The organism is Winogradskyella pelagia (genome assembly GCF_017581965.1).
GTDB classification, from domain to species: domain Bacteria; phylum Bacteroidota; class Bacteroidia; order Flavobacteriales; family Flavobacteriaceae; genus Winogradskyella; species Winogradskyella pelagia.
The window spans coordinates 218705-239367 of record NZ_JAGEVF010000004.1; the positions used below are offsets into that span (position 1 = coordinate 218705).

A 20663-nucleotide genomic window follows, 5' to 3' on the forward strand; every position below is an offset into this window, starting at 1 on the left:
ATAATCTTCATTTATGAAAACAATTAAACATATTTTAATTATTGTAGGCCTGGTATTTATGAATCATGTGATTCATGCTCAGGAAGAAGAATCACCTCAAAAAAGTTCTTCTGATTTAGCCAAAGAACTAGCGAATCCTAATGCGACTTTAGGACAAATGTTATTCCCAATTGATTTTATTGGTTACAATGGGGATATTAATGATGCAAGCAGTCAGAGTGCCACTGTTATTAATTTTCAACCGTCCTTACCCATTCCAATTTCAGAAGGCGTCAATCTGTATGTAAGACCCTTAATACCTATGTACATATCACAACCCACAATTACGGCCAATGGCTTTGAACAAAAATCAGGCTTGGGAAATATTAGTGCAGATGTTGCGATTGGTAAAACCTGGCCTTCTAAATGGATTACTTTGGTAGGTGTATTTGGAGGTTTTAAAACAGCTTCTGATGAAGCCTTAAGAGCCAGTTATACCACGATTGGACCGGAAATTATGGTGGCAAAGCTTACAAGTTTTGGAGCCTTAGGAATGATTCTTACTCAAGCCTGGAGTGTTGGTAGCGGTAGTGATGCCGATCCTAATACATCAAGTATTCTGGCGGACGCAATGTGGCAAACTGCAACCACAGCTTCAGATGGGGTGAGTATAACAGGTGGGCAATATTTTTATACTATTAATCTAAAAAACGGCTGGCAAATTAATGCCTCACCCACATTTGCTTATAATCATAAAGCGGCAAGTGGAAATAAATTAACCTTACCTTTGGGTACTGGAATTCAAAAGGTAACCAAAATTGGAAAACTACCTATTCGGTTTGGTGCTCAGTACTGGTATTATGTTGCTTCACCAGATGCCTTTGGTCCACAACACCAGTTCAGGCTAACGATTGCTCCTGTTATTCCCTTACCCTGGTAACAGTATTTCGTCAAAATCCTAATTCAATGCAATAAATGAAAAAGAATAAAAACTCATTCCTCAAGCAAAAGGCGCTAATTGGGTTAATTATAATGATTGTTACATATTTTAATGGTTACGCTCAGCAAACAATAATAACGGACACCATTACTAATCGTTTAGTGATACCAGATAGAGATTTGAGGGAAGCGGTCCTACAAACCGCTGGTCAATTGCTCAAAAATTCAGATTTCCCCGGATCCTGGCCCATGTTCGGTACCGGTTTACAAATGAAGATCGGTGGTTACCTAAAAGCAGATTTCGTTTATGATGTGGACGGCACAAGAGATAAATCGCAGTTTTTAATGTCTACTATACCCGTGGAAGGAGAACCTGACTTTGGCAATGAAGGGTATTTGTCATTTTTTGCTAGAGAGACACGGGTTAATGTGGATATTAGACGAACTACCGAAGGCAAAATTCCTCTGCAATTATTTGTAGAAGGTGATTTCTTTAATGATGAAAATCGCTTCCGCCTAAGGCACGCCTATATCACGGCGGGTGACTTTATTATAGGACAAACCTGGACCACCTTGTCATTTTTAGAGTCTATGGCATTTATGATAGATTTTGCAGCCGGTGATGCCCTATTTGGGGGCAGATCTGCACAGATCAGGTATCAAAAAAAATTGGATAAAGGTTACCAGTTGTCCATTGGGCTGGAGTATTTAAGTAGCCTAGGGATTGAGAATTCTTTTGGCTTTAGCGGACAGGCAAATGTTCAGCTGCCGCTGTTAGCATTGCGCTTGGATAAACGTTGGAAATCCGGGGTTTTATTCTTGGGTGCGAGTGCTGCTCAACTGCGCTGGGATGGTGGGGATACAGGCCCAAGTGATCAGATTCCACAAATCGCCTTTGTGATAGCCGGTAGGCAATATATTGGAGAACACAATTATTTCACATTTAATGTCAGTGCTGGTAACGCCTATGGAGAGAACATCATATCCTTTACTGGAAGTGAAGCCAATGCTATTTTAAATGAAGAGGGAGACCTTGAGGGTATTTCAGCACTATCAGCGATGGTAGGTTTTATGCACCGCTGGGCGCCTAAATGGGAATCTAACTTTAACTATGCCTATGGTTGGCTCGATGCGCCTGAGACACGTGCAGATTTTGCCTTGAAACGAGGAGGAATTGGCCACTTAAATCTCATTTATCAGTTTGATAGAAACTTTTCTGTAGGGGCAGAATTCATGTGGGGAGCGCAACGAACGGCTAATGATGCTTTTGGCAGTGCCAGCCGTTTTCAGACCATGGCAAAATTTGAATTTTAAAAAGGACGTTTTTTCACCAAAGTGTGAGTTTCGGCTCAAAGAGCATATACTCAAAACTTAAAGCTATTTAACGCGCTAATTGTTTTACTTTAACCTCACGAGTTGTTAATAATTCCTAATTACTAAACCCTTGAATCCGTGGCATTTCAAAAAAACCCAAACTTCATTTAAAGATTGATTTAAAGCATTAAAACGACCGCGTATTATTTAGCCAAGCGGCAAGGTTAATTACTCATCCAATAATTGGTTGACAAAATCTTCAAATTCAGTCGTAAATTCGATGTATTTGTCACCTGTGGCTGGGCCATTAAAACCTGTGTGAATCTTTCGGACCTTTCCGGTTTTATCTATAAAGATACTGGTAGGATAAGACAATACGCGATTAAGCATCGGTAATTTTTTCTGGGCATCCTCTTTATCTGTACCACCATATTGTGCCAAAAGCACAGGATAGTCTATCTCTAAGCCAGAGGTTAAACGTGCGATGCGGTCAAAGGCTTTGGCTTCGGTTTTGGCATATTCAAAAGCTAAAGCCACAATTTCAAAACCCTTGTCTTTATTTGCCTTATAAAATTGGGTGTAGTATTTACTTTCATCTAAGCAGTTAGGGCACCAAGTCCCCATAACCTGCACCACCACTACTTTGCCCTTAAAGCGCTCATCACTTAAAGACACCATATTACCCTGAGCATCTGGGAAGGAAAAGGCCAAACTGTCGTAACCTTCTTTAAGATAGGTTAAGGCATCTGCACTTGGGAGCTCATAATTAGCATTGCGCTTGGCAATAAATGGCTCTTTAAAATGATTTTCAGAATAAAACATACCTTCTAAAGAAGCGTCCTTCACTTTAGCCACAAACAAAAAGGCATGGGCACCATCAAAAGTTGAGAGTTTTAAACTGTCGCCAGACATTACCCCTTCTAAATAACGGTAATCGCCAGTTTCGGTTCTAAAGGTTCCGGTTACCTTACCGTCTTTTTGTTCAAAAATGCCCTTGGCAATGTATTCGTCACCCTCAATATTAGGACTAAATACAGTTTCCCAAACGCCAGACACGTCAGTATTGGATGTGGAAGTTTCGGTAAAGCGTTCCGTTGAATTAAACAACGCAGAAAACGGTACGATATGGTCACGACTTTCCTTAATAAACTGACCTTTAAGGTTATCACCTTCAAAAACAGCGGCAAAATAGCCTTCAAACACAGGTGTGGTAATAAATACAGAATCGTTACGATAATCGATCTCGTCGACCTCAATCACTTCTTCAGCATTAAAAATCCTTAAACGTTTTGGTGCTTCTACTTCAAAAATAAAGGGTAGCTCATAACCATCTTGTACTTGGAGCAGTGCTCGGTAACTCCCATTTTTTAAAACTTTAGGCGATATCTCGTTCTTACACGAGGCTGAAACCACTAGAAGCACCAAACCAAATATTCTTCTCATAATCATCATTATTCAAAGGTCGAAATAACGATAAATCCCTTACATAAAAAAGCCATTTTCAAATTTCATGACATCTAGGGAATTGCTATCTTTGGGCACTTAAAATAGGTTAAGGGTTATGAAGATTTCATACAACTGGTTAAAGCAGTTTATAAATATTAATTGGAAGGCCGAAAAAACAGGTGAGCTTCTTACGGACTTAGGATTGGAAATTGAAGGTATTGAGCCTTTTGAGTCTGTAAAAGGTGGTTTAGAAGGTGTGGTTATCGGTGAAGTGTTAACTTGTGGGCAACACCCAAACGCAGACCGCTTAAAAGTAACCACTGTTGATATTGGTGAAGAGAACCCATTACAAATTGTCTGTGGTGCGCCTAATGTAGCTACCGGACAAAAAGTCCCTGTAGCTACAATTGGCACTACCCTTTACACACCAGAAGGTGAAGCTTGGAAAATTAAGAAAGGGAAAATACGCGGTGAAGAAAGCCATGGCATGATCTGTGCCGAAGATGAATTAGGTCTTGGCGAATCTCACGATGGCATAATGGTGTTAGACCCTAAATTAAAAGTAGGTTCACCAGCAGCTACAGTTTTTAAAGTAGAAAAAGACGAGGTTTTTGAAATTGGCCTAACGCCAAACCGCGCAGATGCCATGAGCCATTATGGTGTAGCGCGCGACCTTAAGGCAGGCTTACTGCAAAAAGAAATTAGTCTAGAGCTCATTACACCTTCGGTAAGTTCTTTCCACGTTGATGCACGTGCCTTAAAAATAGATGTTGATGTAAAGGACAAAGAAAAATGTCCGCGCTACTGTGGTGTGACTATTTCTGGTGTAAAAGTAGAAGCCTCACCAAGCTGGTTACAAAACAGGCTCAGGGCCATTGGGCTTTCGCCAATAAACAACATTGTAGATATCACCAATTATGTGCTTCATGAACTTGGGCAACCGCTACATGCCTTTGATGCTCATAAAATTTCGGGCAATAAAATTGAAGTTAAGACTTGTGCCGCTGGCACAAGCTTTACAACATTAGATGGCGAAGAACGTAAACTCGATGCTGAAGACCTTATGATATGTGATGCAGAAAAGCCTATGTGTATCGCTGGTGTCTTCGGAGGTATAGACTCTGGGGTTACAGAGCAAACCACAAATATCTTTTTGGAGAGTGCTTATTTTAATCCGGTAAGTATTAGAAAAACAGCGAAACGCCATGGCCTTAATACCGATGCCTCTTTTAGATTTGAGCGCGGCATTGACCCAAATATCACAGAATACGCACTAAAGCGTGCTGCTTTATTGATTATAGATATCGCTGGTGGTGAAATTACGAGTGATATTTCAGACTCCTATCCTAACAAGATTAAAGATTATGAAGTACGATTGAGTTTTGATAATGCCAAGCGATTAATCGGAGAAGAAATACCAAGGGAAACCATAAAAAGTATTTTAACCTCCTTGGATATTAAAGTGAATAATGTTACCGAAGCCGGATTAGGCTTAACCGTACCTGCTTATAGAAACGACGTACAGCGTGAAGCTGATATTATCGAAGAAATCCTGAGGGTTTATGGCTATAATAATGTAGGGACTACGGAAAAATTAAACGCTTCCATCTCTAACTCAACTCGATTTGAAGACTACAAGCTTCAAAATGTAATTAGCAATCAATTAGCATCGCAAGGATTTTTTGAAATCATGGCCAATTCGCTAACTACAGCGTCTTATAATAGCTTGAGTGACGCTATCAATGATGATCACAATGTAGAAATGCTCAATCCTTTGAGTCAGGATTTGGGCGTAATGCGCCAGTCCATGCTATTTTCTGGTCTAGAAGCTGTAGCCCACAACATTAATAGAAAGCGTAGCGATTTACGCCTTTTTGAATTCGGGAAAACTTATCATAATTACGAGAGTGGCCGTGAGGAATACAAGCACCTATCTTTGTTTGTTACTGGAAATAGCACTGAAGAACGCTGGAACGCCACGGTAAAACCTAGTGATTTCTTTTACCTTAAAGGTATTATTGACGCGGTATTAGAACGCTTGGGCTTAAACCAAACGACAAGCGCACCTACCAAGCAAGATATTTTAAGTGAAGGCCTGGTAATATCTAAAGGAAAGCATAAGCTGGTGAATTTTGGTTTGGTCAAAAAATCTGTTTTAAAGGATTTTGGAATCTCGCAACCACTACTCTATGCCGATTTTAATTGGGACAATATTTTGAGTTTGGCCAAGCACAATGCCATCACCTTTACACCTATCCCTAAATATCCTGAAGTTCGACGTGATTTTGCTTTGCTTATTGATAACACTGTGAGCTTTGATGATATTTATAGCATAGCTAAAAATACCGAGAAAAAACTCCTGAAAAATATCAATCTCTTTGATGTGTACGAAGGTGAGAATTTACCAGAAGGTAAAAAGAGTTATGCCGTGAGTTTTACACTGCAAGATGAAAACAAAACATTGACCGACAAGCAAATAGATAAAATTATGTCTAAGCTGCAAGCTAATTTTGAAAATAAGCTTGGCGCCGAACTACGATAATGTATGAGCCACTAAATGAAGACAAGTTTTATCCTATTATTTTTTCTTTGGCCTCTTCTAAACTTTGGACAAATTGAAACCGTTTCTAAAAAGGATAGCACTAAGATTTGGGATTTATTAAAGTACGACACTAAAAATATTGCTAAAAGTGTGGGGCATTCCTTAACACAACCATTGCGTTGGAAGGGTGACGACTTTGCAAAACTCGGTATTCTTATTGGAGGAACTGCTGCACTTACCACTTTAGATAATACCGCTCGAGATTTTTTTGTTAATCAACAAGAGGATTTCCCTAAAGTCGTAAGAGATTTTGGTTGGTATTTTGGTAGTCCACAAAACTACTTCATGATCAACGCAGGACTTTATAGTTTGGGCCTGTTTACTAAAAATGAAAAAATTAGAAAAACAAGCGTCCTTATTATCTCATCTTCCATAACCTCAGGACTCCTTCAGACCTTTTTAAAAACGGCCGTAGGTAGAGCCAGACCTGGGCCGGGAATTGATAATTACGACTTTAGACCTTTTTCTAGTAAAGGTGCTTACCATTCTTTTCCTTCGGGACATACAGTATTAGCCGTTACAATGGCCCATTCTATTGCCAAACAATTTAAAAATACTTGGGTAAAAATTGGTATTTATACTATTGGAGCTATTCCTCCAATATCAAGACTTATAGATGATGCACATTGGATTACCGATGTTGCTTTTAGTACCGCAATGAGCATTCTAGTTGTAGATTCTATTGATAAGTATTTATTCAAGGAAAAAGCCTATAAATATCCTCACAAAGAAAAAACCATTTCTTGGAACATAAGTTTTGCTCCCAACCAAATTGGATTTATTGGTACTTTCTAAAATACTCAGTTAGTTCTAGTAGAGGAAAATTCAACTTAATACTTATATATGTTTTTCAATTTTCATTTAGAATTGAAGACCAAGTTTACCTCTTTATATGTTTTTGAGATATAATCCAACAAGGCGAAACAGAAAATTGAAGAACCAATCATCTCCAAGGATTCTTCGATGGTATATAGAATGAAAAAGGTAGTATTGTCCATTCCATAATCTTCAGCTTGTTGGCCTTCCAAAAGCTCAATTCCGATAGCTCCAGAAACAAATACAACTAAGGACAAACCAAATAAAACTTTTGTCCTCACCGGCAGTGACAGTAGAAATTTATAGAAATAGATGCCAAGTAATAATATAATTATCGAATAGGGAATTACCCATGCAAAATAAAAAACACCAGAAGTGTCAAACAAATTTCTCATAGGAACATTGAGATGTTCATGAATACGAAGTATTTCATCTACCGCTAAAAAATAAAAAAAAAGGCCCATAAGAAGCCATCTCCTCGAGTAAGTTGTCTTTTCTAGGCTAGAAATAAAAACCGATAAACATCCAACTGAAAAAAGCAAAAGAAAAGAAAAAAGGGTCGGAATGTTATGTTCTGTATTGAAATCAAATGCCTTTTTGATGATGCTTAATCCGCTCTCTTGGGATACATCTATGTAGCCTATAAAAATCTGAGATAATATATTGCAGATTAATAATCCTAAAATTGCCAGTAGAAGGCACTTAAAAATATTACGTTGCTTTAAACAAATGGGCATCAGTATTATATATTCTTTTAAGATGACCGTTTTTCTTTAAAGTGAGTAATAAAGGGGATGAAGCGCAGATTTTGACGTTTAAAATCAATATGGTAGACATTACATATTTCAAACTGTTAAGTCCTCTTTTTCAAAATATTAGATAACAAATATTTACTTCTTTAGATTATTTAATTTCTGTTTGCATATTTTTGTTAAAAAATACAGTATGGCAAATATAACTTTAGGTGGAACGCCTGTAGAAACGGTTGGAACACTTCCAAAAACAGGCTCAAAAGCACCAGATTTTAAACTTACAGCGATTGATTTAAGCACCAAAACCATGGCCGATTTTGCTGGTCATAATTTAGTTCTTAATATTTTTCCGAGTGTTAATACTGGCGTATGCGCCACCTCAGTGAGAACATTTAACGAAAGGGCCTCAAGTATAGACAATACCAAAGTATTGTGTATCTCTAGGGACTTACCATTTGCGCAAGACCAGTTTTGTGCAGCAGAAGGCTTAGATAACGTAGTGATGTTATCTGATTTTAAAACAGGAGCGTTTGGAGATAACTACGGCGTAACCTTTAAAACTGGTGGCTTTGAAGGATTACACTCGCGTTGTATTGTAGTAGTAAATGCGGTTGGTGATGTTATTTACACAGAACAAGTTGGCGAAACTGGAGACGAGCCTAATTATGAGGCTGCTCTAGAAAGCTTAGGATAATTTTTATGCAAACTAAGGAGCCTTTTATAATTAATAGACTAAAAAGTGTTGGCTTTGCATTTAAAGGAATGCTTATTCTATTAAAAACGGAGGCTAGTATAAAAATACAAGTCGTTATTGCCGTTTTCGTTACTATTGGCGGTTTCTATTTTAATATCTCTAATACCGAATGGATAGCCCAAATTACAATGATTGGATTAGTGATGAGCATGGAAGGTATGAATACGGCTATTGAGCACATTGCAGATTTTGTTCATCCAGAAAAACACGAAAAAATCGGTCTAATAAAAGACGTTGCGGCTGGTGCTGTATTTATATCGGCTTTAATTGCTGTAATCGTAGCATGTATAATATATTTACCTAAATTGCTTTAAATACCAAACTACTAGGATAAACGTTACATATTTGTATTTTTGTTGAGGTGTCCATTTGTTAATTTTCATTTCGGAAATTTTGGATATCCCTAGTTATTAAATACCGTTTACACTTTAGGTAAACATGGCAAAAAAAAATACCAGAAAAAAATCTACTAAATCCAAATCGAAAGCTTCATTAAAAAGGCCTTCGTTTAAACTATCCAATCAACAAAAGCTCATTTTCGGTAGCCTGTTGATTATTTTGGGAGTACTTCTTTTTATATCGTTTTTATCTTTCATTTTTACCGGTAAAGAAGACCAAAGCGTCCTAAGTAATTTTCCTGAGCGGTCAGACGCTTATAAAAATTGGGCTAGCCAATTGGGAGCATGGGTTAGTGAGTTCTTTATAACCAAGGGTTTTGGACTACCGTCATTCATTTTCTCGGGACTGGTATTCCTCTCTGGCGTTTATGTTACGTTAAACCTCAATAAAACTAAACTGTTACGCTCTTGGATTTGGGGTATTCTTACTGTCATATGGCTGTCTGTATTTTTTGGGTTTTTTACACATAAATACGATAGTCTTGGTGGAACCATAGGCTATGAGATAAATCATTTTTTACAAGACTACATTGGTATTATCGGTACGGCTTTAGTGCTTCTTTTTGGTCTTATTACATATATAGCTGTTCGGTTTAAAGTCACAGGTCAAAGTATTCTCAATGTTTTTAAGCGCGCTAAACGAGAAATTACGAATGACATTAAATCTGTAAACGCGGAAGAAGCAACCATTCCTGCAGTAGATAATAGTTTAAGTGAAGAAGCTGAAGCCATTAAATCTGCCTTTGAGATTCCTCTAGAAAATCCAGAACCAACTATTTCTAGCCATTCAGAACCGATAAAACCAATAAAGACACCTAAATCAGAAAAAAAGGAGGTACCTGAGCTCACGGTAGAAGTAGAACCAACAGTAACTGAAGAGTTAAGCGACACTGATGTAAAAGCTAACAAACTTGTTGAGGATTTTGGACAATTTGACCCTACCTTAGAATTAGGCAATTACCAATTCCCAACTTTAGATTTGCTTAAAAAATATGATAATGAAGGTATATCTATTGATCAAGAAGAACTAGAGGAAAACAAAAACAGAATCGTTGAAACACTCAACAATTATAAGATAGGCATAAGCAGTATTAAGGCTACTATTGGTCCTACGGTAACGCTTTACGAAATTGTACCAGATGCTGGAATACGAATTTCTAAAATTAAAAACCTCGAAGACGATATCGCATTATCGTTAGCGGCATTAGGTATTCGTATCATAGCTCCAATACCTGGTAAAGGCACTATTGGTATAGAAGTTCCAAACAAAAAAGCTACTATTGTTTCGATGCGTTCCGTTATTTCATCACAGAAATTTCAGAATTCAAAAATGCAATTACCAATTGCTTTTGGCAAAACAATTAGTAATGAAACGTTTGTCGTGGATTTGGCGAAAATGCCTCATTTACTTATGGCGGGAGCAACTGGTCAGGGTAAATCCGTAGGTCTAAATGCCGTTCTGACTTCACTTCTGTACAAGAAACATCCAGCGGAAGTTAAATTTGTTTTGGTTGACCCTAAGAAAGTAGAACTTACACTATTTAATAAGATAGAACGGCACTATCTAGCGAAGCTTCCAGACAGTGAGGATGCTATTATAACTGATAATACCAAGGTAATCAATACGTTAAATTCACTGTGTATTGAAATGGATAACAGATATGAAATGCTTAAAAATGCATTTTGTAGAAACATTGCTGAGTACAACGCTAAGTTTAAAGCAAGAAAACTCAATCCTAATGACGGTCATCAATTCTTGCCGTACATCGTTTTGGTGGTAGACGAGTTTGCGGATTTAATAATGACGGCTGGTAAGGAAGTTGAAACTCCTATTGCCAGATTAGCACAATTGGCAAGGGCCATTGGCATACATCTCATTATTGCTACGCAGCGCCCTTCTGTAAATGTAATTACCGGAATTATAAAAGCCAATTTTCCGGCGAGGATTGCTTTTAGAGTAACAAGTAAAATAGATTCACGCACTATTTTAGATGGTTCTGGCGCAGACCAATTGATCGGTAGAGGTGACATGCTCTACACTCAAGGTAACGACCTTATTAGGCTACAATGTGCTTTTGTTGATACACCAGAAGTAGAAAAAATTACTGAATTTATTGGTGCGCAAAAAGCATATCCTGATGCCCACCTATTACCAGAATTTATTGGTGAAGAAGGTGGCACAAATCTTGATATTGATATATCAGATCGCGATAAATTATTCCGTGAAGCAGCTGAGGTTTTAGTTACAGCGCAACAAGGATCGGCATCGCTATTACAGCGAAAGTTAAAACTTGGGTATAATCGAGCAGGCCGTATCATTGATCAGCTTGAAGCAGCAGGTATTGTAGGCCCTTTTGAAGGCAGTAAAGCAAGACAGGTATTAGTACCGGATTTAGTTGCATTAGACCAACTATTAGAGGATGAAAAACAATAACAAGTACAGATAAATATAAAATGAAAAGGATCGTTTTAATTGCAGTATTAGTGGTAAGCAGTTTTGGATTTTCTCAAAACGATAGTAAAGCAAAAGCACTACTAAATGAAGTAAGTGCTAAAATAAAGACTTATAAGAATATAAGTCTAGACTTTAAATACGAGCTCAATAACCTTAGTGAAAATATTAATCAAGAGACTCGTGGAGATGTGGTTATTGAGGGCAATAAGTATAAACTAAATATTTTGGGTATCACAAGAATATATGATGGCACTACACTTTATACCATTAGTCCGGAAGATGAAGAAGTTACCATTTCTTCAGATAACACTGAGGAAGAAGGAACGATAACACCAAGTAAAATGCTCTCATTTTATGAAGATGGTTATACCTACAACATGGATATCGTTCAAAATGTCAAAGGCAGAAAAATTCAGTACGTTAAACTGAATCCTATGGACACCAACTCAGAGATAAAACACGTGCTTTTAGGTATTGACGCGACCACTAAACACATTTACAACTTAATTGAGGTGGGTAAAAATGGAACAAAGACAACGCTTACCGTAAATTCATTTCAAACCGATGAGCAGTTGTCGGAAACCTTGTTTACTTTTAACGAAAGTAAATACAGCGATTATTTTATTAATAGAATAGATTAAGTTCTAATTTTAACTAGGTGAAAATACTAGACAGGTATATCCTTACTACTTTTTTAAGGACATTTTTTAGTGTCTTTGTTATTTTCATGTTCATTTTTGTACTACAAGGTGTTTGGCTCTACATCTCAGAACTTGCCGGTAAAGATTTAGATATTTCGGTCACCGCAAAATTTATTATTTATTATATGCCAAAGTTGATACCGTTAGTCGTACCGCTTACAGTACTGTTAGTATCAATTATGGTATTTGGCAAGTTTGCAGAGAATTATGAGTTCGCTGCAATGAAATCTACAGGCATTTCCTTGCAAAGGGCTATGCGCAGTTTAAGTGTTTTCATTGTTGTCCTTGGCGTTGCCTGCTTCTTTTTTGCCAATAATGTTATTCCTTGGGGCGAGTATAATTTCTATAAATTAAGACGAAACATTGCTAAGGTAAAACCTGCTTTGGCTATTGCAGAAGGACAATTTAATGAGATAGGAAACATTAATATAAAAGTCGATGCAAAGACAGGTGATAGAGGCCAGTTTTTAGACGGCGTTATAATGCACGAAAAAAATGCCTCTCGATCTGGAAACTTTAAAGTCATAACCGCAGAAAAAGGCGAATTAAAAAGTAGTGAAGATTCTAATGTTTTACAGTTAGAACTATTCAATGGTAATTATTACGAAGAGATTTTAAGCAAAGATCGAAGAAAAAACGAAAATAGGCCACATGCCAAAAGCTATTTCAACACCTACACAATTAATGTAGATTTAGAAATACTAAATTCTACTGACGAGTCAGAGGATGTTACAAATAAATACAACATGCTCAATACAAATCAGTTGATTTATACCATTGACAGCCTTAATACTAATAAAAAAGAAGATTATAATTCTTTAGCGCTAACCCTTTTAACGCGTTCAACCTTCAATGATTTAAATAATGATATAAATTCAGAAAAAAAGGATTCATTACATGGAGGCGATATTTTAGAAATGTTTGAGATTCATAACAGACTTCAAATTATAAATTTAGCTATTAACTCTTCCAACAGTACGTTACAGATTATAGAGTCTAACAAACGTAATTTCAGCTTTAAAAGCTCTTCCCTTAACAAACATGTTATAGCACTACATGATAAATTTGTTCTTGCTTTTGCATGTGTAATTTTATTTTTTGTCGGCGCTCCACTCGGTGCCTTAATTAGAAAAGGTGGTCTTGGATTACCTATGGTTATTGCCATTGTCCTTTTTCTTACGTATCACTTCTTTGGCATTTTTGCCAAGAATAGCGCCGAAAAAGGAACCTTTAGTCCAATAATAGGGTCTTGGTTATCCACAGCTGTAATGCTGCCGTTAAGCATATATCTTACGACCAGGGCTACTAATGACAAAGGCGTATTTCAATTAGATGCTCTAATTGTGCCGTTTAAACGCTTATTCGCTCCCAAGAACAAACTCAACCTATCTGAAAGTGAAACCAAGGAGTTTAATTATTATAAAAAGTATACGGTTGAGCAGCTTGTTGAGATTGTTAAGAAGCAAGAAGATTTCGATTTAGATAAAAAACCAAAGGAAATTGCACTACACAATCTGATGCACCGAAAAATAAGTCTTGAGAATTTAGAAAAAGAAGGTCTAGATATTCCTAGTATGCTATTTAAGGCTAAATCTTTATTTAAGGACTATAACGACTATTCTAAAACGAGCTTGGTAAGCTATTGTATAGGTGGCATACTCCTTATTTTGCACTTTGTTTTAAAGAACAATAAGTTTTTAGAACTTGCGGAAGCATCCCTTAGTTTAAGTATAATAGCTTGTATATTTTTTGTGATTTATGTAGTTGTAAATGCCGTTGTATATTCTAAATTCTATAAAACAATCAACCTTTCCCAAAGGCGAATTAATCCATTATTTCTAGTATTAACCTTGCCCTTTTATCCGCTAAAATTCATTGTATTAAGAAATAAGGTGGATCAAGACTTCTATTACAGCTGTCTCCAAAACATAAAATAAGCGTATCTTTGCTGAATTAATTTTATGTTATGTCATCAAACACTGCTAGTACCAAAGTTCAATTAAACACTATTGAAGAAGCTATTGACGATATTCGCCAAGGAAAGGTAATAATTGTTGTAGATGATGAAAATCGGGAAAATGAAGGCGATTTTCTAGCTGCTGCTGAAAAGGTTACTCCAGAAATGATTAATTTCATGGCCACCCACGGTCGTGGCCTTATTTGTGCGCCACTGACGGAACATCGATGTAAAGAGCTAGATCTCAACATGATGGTTAGAAATAATACCGACCCAATGGAAACGGCTTTCACCGTGTCAGTAGATCTTAGGGGAAATGGTGTTAGTACTGGTATTTCTGCAAGTGATCGGTCCAAAACCGTTAAAGCGCTTATCGACAAACAAACGAAACCTTTTGAGTTAGCAAGGCCTGGTCATATTTTTCCGCTAGTTGCTAAAGAAGGTGGTGTTTTAAGGCGTACGGGGCATACTGAAGCTGCAATAGATTTTGCACGATTAGCAGGCTTTGAACCAGCAGGTGTCATTGTTGAAATAATGAATGAAGATGGCACGATGGCGCGACTACCTCAACTCATGGAAGTTGCAAAGCGGTTTAATTTAAAAATAGTTTCTATAGAAGACTTGGTGGCATACCGTATGCAATTCGATTCTTTAATTGATAAAGAAGAAGACTTTTATATTGAGACCCGATTTGGTAAATTTCGTCTCAGAGCATACAGGCAAACCACAAATGATCAGATTCATATCGCTCTGAGTAAAGGGTCTTGGTCATCTGATGAGGCCATCTTAACAAGAGTTAATGCTACTTTGGTTAATAATGACATCCTAGGTACTCTAACCAATAATGCAGACCAAAAATTGGACGATATGTTCAACGTTATTAATAAAGAAGGCAAAGGCGCTATTATCTTTATTAATCAGCAGGCAGAGTCTATGAATTTATTGGCAAGACTTCAAATTCTCAAGGAAGAACAAATAGAAGGCCAATTGGTAAAGGCGCCAAGAATTGGCATGGACTCCAAAGATTTTGGTATTGGAGCCCAAATTCTCCATGACCTTAAAATCAGTAAGTTAAAATTAATTTCTAATAGTCTGCAAACCAAACGTGTTGGTATAATCGGTTACGGATTAGAAATAGTGGATTACGTTAACTATTAGTTATTTTAGGACGATTTTTTTGGTTACTGATTGCCCACCTTTGTTTATTTTGAGCAAATAAAGCCCAGGTTTAAAGGCACTTAAATCAATACGCTCCACATCCCCCTCCTTTTTAATGATGGATTGACCCAATTGATTGTATACTTCAACACCTTCAATTTCGGTAACAGAACGAATTAAAATAACGTCTTTAGTTGGGTTTGGATAAATAGAAATGGCGGCTAATGTATTATCATCAACATTCAAAATATTTTGGTAAACCCTCACATAATCGATAACCATGCTACTTTGGGTAAAATTATTATCTACTGGACCAGCAAATCCACCCAAAGCAACATTCAATATGAGATACTGTTCTAAATCAAAGGGCCAGGTACTTGCATCCTTTACTACTGGGTTGTAGGTGTAATAACCAACGCCGTCAATCATAAATGTAATTTGATTTGGAGACCAGTTCATTGAATATACATGAAAGTCGTTAGCAACATCAGTTAATAATTGTGTCTCCGTATTAAAAGTATTTCCAAAGCTAGAAGGTGTATGTATGGCACAACTCACCTCATTTGGATCGTGCAAACCATGTTCCATAATGTCTAACTCACCACAGTCTGGCCATGATGTAGTGCCAAAACCTTGTGTTTGCCAATAGGCTCCGGTTTCGTTTATATTTTTTCCTAACGTCCATATGGCAGGCCAAGTTCCATTACCTGCTGGTAGTTTAGCCCTAACATCAACTCTACCATAGGTGAAAGCAAATTTTGAGTTTAATCTTGCTGAAGTATACGGTAATTCTACTCCGTCTTGATTGAAGGTTTCGGCTTTAGCTACAATATTTAAAAATCCGTTTTCTACGAATGAATTATCTATTCGATCTGTATAATGCTGCTGCTCGCCATTAAACCATTGCCCTCCATTCGGGCCAATAGTTTGATGATGCCATAACGAATTATTTATGGGAGAAGGGGTTGTACTATCAAATTCATCAGACCATACTAAATCCTCGTATATCACATCTAATTCATTGGGGTCAACTGGTTCTGTACCGTCGTCAATATCATCGATTAAAAAGGTTCCTGCAGAGGAAATCCCACCATCAATAAAGATTACTAAGCGCGAATAACTCCCTGTAGCATTTATACTATTATTGGTACCACTAATTCTTGCGTTTGCAAAATCAAATGTTATCCCATGAGTCCAACCCAAAGTTGACGTGGTCTGTTCTACCTCAACCACTGGCCCATTGCCATTTTCTAATTTTAAAATTATGGACCGTTGACTAGTGTCAGCCTTATAAAAAGATAAAGTAATTTGCTGTTCTGCGCTAAGATTAATAGGTTGAATTAAATCAACGAAAAAGCCTTCCCATATATCGTTTCCGTTATTGGTAAATTGACCGACTGCGTTATTTGAATCTTGAGGATCAACAGCAATAGCAAAACTACCACCCCCAAATTGTATAAAATTATCGTCTCCATCGGCAAAGTCAATCGGCATTTGTTGGGCAAACGAGAAAAAAATAAGACAACATAATAAAACGGAGAACGTGTATTTTAATTTCATAAAACAATTTTTTTAAATATAGGAATACAACTACAGTTTACCTAGCGTAATTCCAATACAAAAACCATACATATTAAATTAAAACCGAATTAGATACATGTTTTAATAAGCTCTGCCATTTTTTTAGCTCGTGTAAGAGCTTCTTCTTCTGTCCAAGATAATTTAACGAGACACGATAAATTGCGGCCAATAATATCATCCGATTGCTCGAAAGTCTTCGTTTTGAGATAGCTCAGTCCGTCCTTCACCTCTTTAGATATTGGGAATAAGGATTTTAAGTCTTTGAGATGGTCCCATTTTCTAACATAATGCCAATTATTATCATAATAATGAAAACAAGCATCTATACCATTTAACTTAAACGATTCAGATACTTTGCGTGTAATATCTAAACTAGGAAGAAAGAAATTTAAAAAAGCACAACTTTCTTCTCCACCTTCTGGGACGGTTCTAAAAGTAACTTCAGGAATTTGAGCTAAGGATGCTCTTAAGATGGAATAGTTCTTTTTTTGAATAGAAATAAATTCTGGTAACCGCTTTACTTGTGCCAAACCAACAGCAGCATTCAATTCAGAAATTCTAAAATTATACCCTAAAAAAGGATGTGTTTCTGCACCACGATCTTGTCCTACATGGTCATGTCCATGATCACTGTAGTGATCGGCATTTAAATAGTAATCCTTGTTATTTGTAATTATAGCTCCACCCTCACCACATGTAATGGTCTTTACAAAATCGAAAGAAAAACAACCTACATCCGCAATACTGCCAAGTGCTTGTCCATTATAGGTCCCTCCAATGGCTTGACAAGCGTCCTCTACAAAAATTAAATTATGATTATTACAAATATCCCTAAGTTTATCCATATGGCCCATACTACCACACATTTGAACCACCATTACGGCTTTTGTTTTGGAGGTTATAGCGGCTTTGACAGCCAATGGATCTAGCGTAAGGGTTTCGTCAATATCTACTAAAATTGGTGTGGCACCAAGCATCATAATCGCTTCAAAACTCGCTACAAACGTAAATGAAGGCATAATTACCTCATCCCCTGCACCAATTCCTGCAGAAGCTAAAGCCACAGATACTGCTGCTGTGCCACTTGAGACCAATTGCACATAATTGACATTAAATGATTCGCTTAATTGGGCTTCTAGTTCTTTAGCTTTCCAATGGCCTTTTCGCATCGCATCAAACCCGTAACGCATTAAAACACCATTGTCTAAAACATCGTTTACTTCATTTCGTTCTAAGTCACCAAATAACTCAAATCCAGGCATAACACATTAAATTTTTTACAAATAAAAAGAATACTAAGGAATTTCTATCCTTGCTAAAGCTCAATAACAGTCTCAGAAAGAGATTTTCGCACTTTCTTAAGTTCTGCAAACATATCATCTTCAGCTCTATAACCCACTGGCAATAACAATACCGACTTCAATCCTTTTTCATTTAATTTTAGAATTTCATCTAATTTCCCAGGTATAAAACCTTCCATAGGGCAACTGTCGATTTCCTCAACAGCGCAGACAGTCATTAAATTACCAAGAGCAATATAAGCTTGTCTTGACGCCCAATCCAACTTTTTTATTTCGGGCATGCTATCAATAGTTGATTTTAATTGGGCTTTAAAAGGTTCCAAAATTTCATCTGGTGTATTACGTATTTGCTTAACCGTTTGGAAATGACTGTCAATATCATTTGCATCAATTTCGGACTGAATACAAAGCACAAATAAATGAGACGCATCGGCCACTTGTCGCTGACCATAAGCCACCTCTACCAATCGCTCTCTTGCAGTTCTATCTGCAATGACAACCAACTTTAGTGTTTGTAAGCCATAAGATAAAGCGGTAAGGTTAAAAGCCTCTTTTAATACTTGAATTTTTGCATCAGGAAGCGTTCTAGAAGCATCGAACTTCTTAGTTGCATAACGCCAGTTTAAACTTTCAATAATTGACATAGCACAGTTTTTGTGCAAAAATAAGGAAGAATACTAAAGAAAAACAGTTTACGATACTAAGTATTATCGGGAGCACTCCAAAACTTATGGATATTATCTTCATTAAGCACCATCAAGTATGGCTCGTCAACTATTTCTAGAAAAAACTTATCAGCCGAGCTATCACCATAGCCATAGGTAAAATGAAAATAATTAGTATTTAAAAAGTTGTTCAATAAGATTTTCTTTTCTTCTCCAAAACAGTTTTTCCCATTCAATTTTCCGGTATATAAGTCATTCTCAACTTTAAACTTGGTACAGATAAGTTGAAATTTATTGATATCGCACCACTTCTTGAGCCAAATATCAGCAGAGGCAGATAAAATGAGAATAGTGTGTCCTTGAGCCTTATGCCAGTTTAAAACCTTAATAGCACCAGTTCTTGTAATCCTTGGAATTTCATGTTCTGAATATCTATCCCCTAATGTTTGCAATTTAGAGTGGTTCATTCCTCCGAAGTAATACTTGAAAAACTTCTCTTTTAATTGATCATTGGACAGTGCCTTTAAATAAAACGCGATAATATAAGGTGACAAAAGACCAAGACCAATATAATATCTTAAAGTACCCTTTACATATTTAATAAATTCGAGATAGGTATCCTTGGTGGTAATTGTGCCATCTAAATCAAAAACCGCTAAAGAGCTAGATGTTCCACTCATATTAATGGGTAAAATAATATTGTAAATCTAGAAAAAATCTAGTGAGCAATCCATCGTAACTCAAACCTGAATTGAAATGTTTTACCGACCAAATCGATAAAAATAAAATGAGAAGGCCATATTGCAAATTCCTTCCTAAAAACGGTAAAATGGGTTTGCTTTTAAATTTAGCGGCGGATAAAGGCGGTAAACTAAATGTAAGAATTAGAAGAAATAGGGTAAAATGAATTTGCAGCCAGCGTCCCCAATCACAAGCCAAGACAAAAAGAGGAATTGAATAGGCAATTATTGCAAAGAAGTAAAGCATTATCCTCTTGTAATTATAATTAGTTTCTTGTTTAACATAGAATCCAAAATGCAAAAGCCCAATAATTAAAGAAGGTAGATATAATCCGTACCCGAGAACATTATTTCTATACTTATCAAATTGTACAAACAAATCATTTGTAAAACTGAAAATACTGTAAGACTGCAGCTCAACACCTCTTGAGGCTAGAATTGCCAAGGTTTGACCTTCGTTGGTTTTAGCGCCAAATAAAAAAATGACAACAGCAGGTAATCCTACGGACAAAAAGAATAAGGCATAACGCTTAAGGTCAATTTTCTTGAAAATAAGAAAATGGGCTAAAATAAAATATGGAATATAGAATACTGTAATCTCGTGCAGAAATGTAGCCACAAATAACAAACCGTAAATAAGTACCTCTTTTCTTACAGTTAACTTATCCTTGATTACCAGATAAAGATAATAAGCGAAAATATTTAAAAATATAAGCTCTTTGCGCCCTACCATTGGCGAATCATTAAAAAAGAATAAAAACGTCAACGGTGATATCACCAAGGTGAAATAAAACAGGCTCACTCTTTTTACTTCTAGCATTTTATAAATAAAAAAGAGAAGGGAAAAGTGCAACAGCATTTGTATGGCATATACCATATTAACCAGACCAAAACCTGTAATATCTTGAACCCAGAATAAGACACTACCTGTTAATCCACGGCGTTTAAAGCCACCATCTTGATAATTAACAAACCAATCACCTAAAATGAAGCCGTTTCCGGCATTATCGAAGTACCATAATCTATAGCCAATCCAAACATAAAGACTTATAAAAAATACATAAATGAGTCCTTTTAGAGATACATTTTTAAACATAACTGTAGG

At 36.6% G+C, this 20663-nt stretch carries 17 protein-coding genes; 10 read left to right on the plus strand and 7 right to left on the minus strand.

The features are described 5' to 3' along the window. Nucleotides 1-13: 13 nt before the first annotated feature. Together J4050_RS07025 and J4050_RS07030 are read left to right on the plus strand one after the other, a co-directional pair. Nucleotides 14-919, plus strand: a complete 906-nt coding sequence (locus J4050_RS07025; protein ID WP_208153703.1) for a hypothetical protein — start codon at nt 14-16, stop codon at nt 917-919. Between the two features lie 248 nt (nt 920-1167). Next, a complete protein-coding gene (locus J4050_RS07030) occupies nt 1168-2232 on the plus strand; it encodes a DcaP family trimeric outer membrane transporter (RefSeq protein ID WP_279588373.1) in 1065 nt (354 codons plus the stop codon). Nucleotides 2233-2460: 228 nt separating this feature from the next. Here the strand turns inward: J4050_RS07030 and J4050_RS07035 are convergent, their stop codons facing one another. Then, complete coding sequence (locus tag J4050_RS07035) at nt 2461-3675, minus strand: peroxiredoxin family protein (RefSeq protein WP_208153707.1); 1215 nt, start codon at nt 3673-3675, stop codon at nt 2461-2463. 118 nt (nt 3676-3793) lie between these two features. Here J4050_RS07035 and pheT point away from each other — a divergent pair, with 118 nt between their 5' ends. After that, entirely contained in the window at nt 3794-6220 is a 2427-nt protein-coding gene (gene pheT, locus J4050_RS07040; protein ID WP_208153709.1) for a phenylalanine--tRNA ligase subunit beta, read from the plus strand. 15 nt (nt 6221-6235) lie between these two features. Further along, nucleotides 6236-7075, plus strand: coding sequence for a phosphatase PAP2 family protein (locus J4050_RS07045; protein WP_208153711.1), 840 nt, complete (start codon nt 6236-6238; stop codon nt 7073-7075). A 62-nt stretch (nt 7076-7137) separates the two neighbouring features. Here the strand turns inward: J4050_RS07045 and J4050_RS15415 are convergent, their stop codons facing one another. Next, nucleotides 7138-7833, minus strand: a complete 696-nt coding sequence (locus tag J4050_RS15415) for a DUF8692 domain-containing protein (protein ID WP_498370600.1) — start codon at nt 7831-7833, stop codon at nt 7138-7140. Nucleotides 7834-8041: 208 nt separating this feature from the next. Between J4050_RS15415 and tpx the strand changes: the two genes are divergently transcribed. The 6 genes from tpx (at nt 8042) to ribB (ending at nt 15271) form a co-directional block, all read left to right on the plus strand. Beyond that, on the plus strand, nt 8042-8542 hold the full coding sequence (tpx, locus tag J4050_RS07055) for a thiol peroxidase (protein ID WP_208153715.1): 501 nt from the start codon (nt 8042-8044) through the stop codon (nt 8540-8542). 5 nt (nt 8543-8547) lie between these two features. Beyond that, entirely contained in the window at nt 8548-8916 is a 369-nt protein-coding gene (locus J4050_RS07060) for a diacylglycerol kinase (protein ID WP_208153717.1), read from the plus strand. 124 nt (nt 8917-9040) lie between these two features. Further along, the gene (locus J4050_RS07065) at nt 9041-11434 is read left to right on the plus strand and encodes a DNA translocase FtsK (protein WP_208153719.1); all 2394 of its coding nucleotides are present in this window, start codon (nt 9041-9043) and stop codon (nt 11432-11434) included. Between the two features lie 20 nt (nt 11435-11454). Then, a complete protein-coding gene (gene lolA1, locus J4050_RS07070) occupies nt 11455-12096 on the plus strand; it encodes an outer membrane lipoprotein periplasmic chaperone LolA1 (RefSeq protein WP_208153721.1) in 642 nt (213 codons plus the stop codon). Between the two features lie 17 nt (nt 12097-12113). After that, nucleotides 12114-14093, plus strand: coding sequence for an LptF/LptG family permease (locus tag J4050_RS07075; RefSeq protein ID WP_208153723.1), 1980 nt, complete (start codon nt 12114-12116; stop codon nt 14091-14093). A 29-nt stretch (nt 14094-14122) separates the two neighbouring features. Then, on the plus strand, nt 14123-15271 hold the full coding sequence (gene ribB / locus J4050_RS07080; RefSeq protein ID WP_208153725.1) for a 3,4-dihydroxy-2-butanone-4-phosphate synthase: 1149 nt from the start codon (nt 14123-14125) through the stop codon (nt 15269-15271). On the opposite strand, the gene J4050_RS07085 is transcribed toward ribB, so the two are convergent. The 5 genes from J4050_RS07085 to J4050_RS07105 all read right to left on the minus strand — a co-directional run bounded on the left by J4050_RS07085 (nt 15272) and on the right by J4050_RS07105 (nt 20654). Further along, nucleotides 15272-16831, minus strand: coding sequence for a glycoside hydrolase family 16 protein (locus J4050_RS07085; protein ID WP_243878573.1), 1560 nt, complete (start codon nt 16829-16831; stop codon nt 15272-15274). 89 nt (nt 16832-16920) lie between these two features. Beyond that, a complete protein-coding gene (locus J4050_RS07090; protein WP_208153727.1) occupies nt 16921-18114 on the minus strand; it encodes a DegT/DnrJ/EryC1/StrS family aminotransferase in 1194 nt (397 codons plus the stop codon). A 53-nt stretch (nt 18115-18167) separates the two neighbouring features. After that, the gene (locus tag J4050_RS07095) at nt 18168-18797 is read right to left on the minus strand and encodes an NAD(P)H-dependent oxidoreductase (RefSeq protein WP_208153730.1); all 630 of its coding nucleotides are present in this window, start codon (nt 18795-18797) and stop codon (nt 18168-18170) included. Nucleotides 18798-18853: 56 nt separating this feature from the next. Beyond that, nucleotides 18854-19498 carry an HAD-IB family hydrolase gene (locus tag J4050_RS07100; protein WP_208153732.1) on the minus strand — a complete coding sequence of 215 codons (645 nt, stop codon included), beginning with the start codon at nt 19496-19498 and terminating at the stop codon, nt 18854-18856. Nucleotide 19499: 1 nt separating this feature from the next. After that, the gene (locus tag J4050_RS07105) at nt 19500-20654 is read right to left on the minus strand and encodes a hypothetical protein (protein ID WP_208153734.1); all 1155 of its coding nucleotides are present in this window, start codon (nt 20652-20654) and stop codon (nt 19500-19502) included. Nucleotides 20655-20663: the final 9 nt, after the last annotated feature.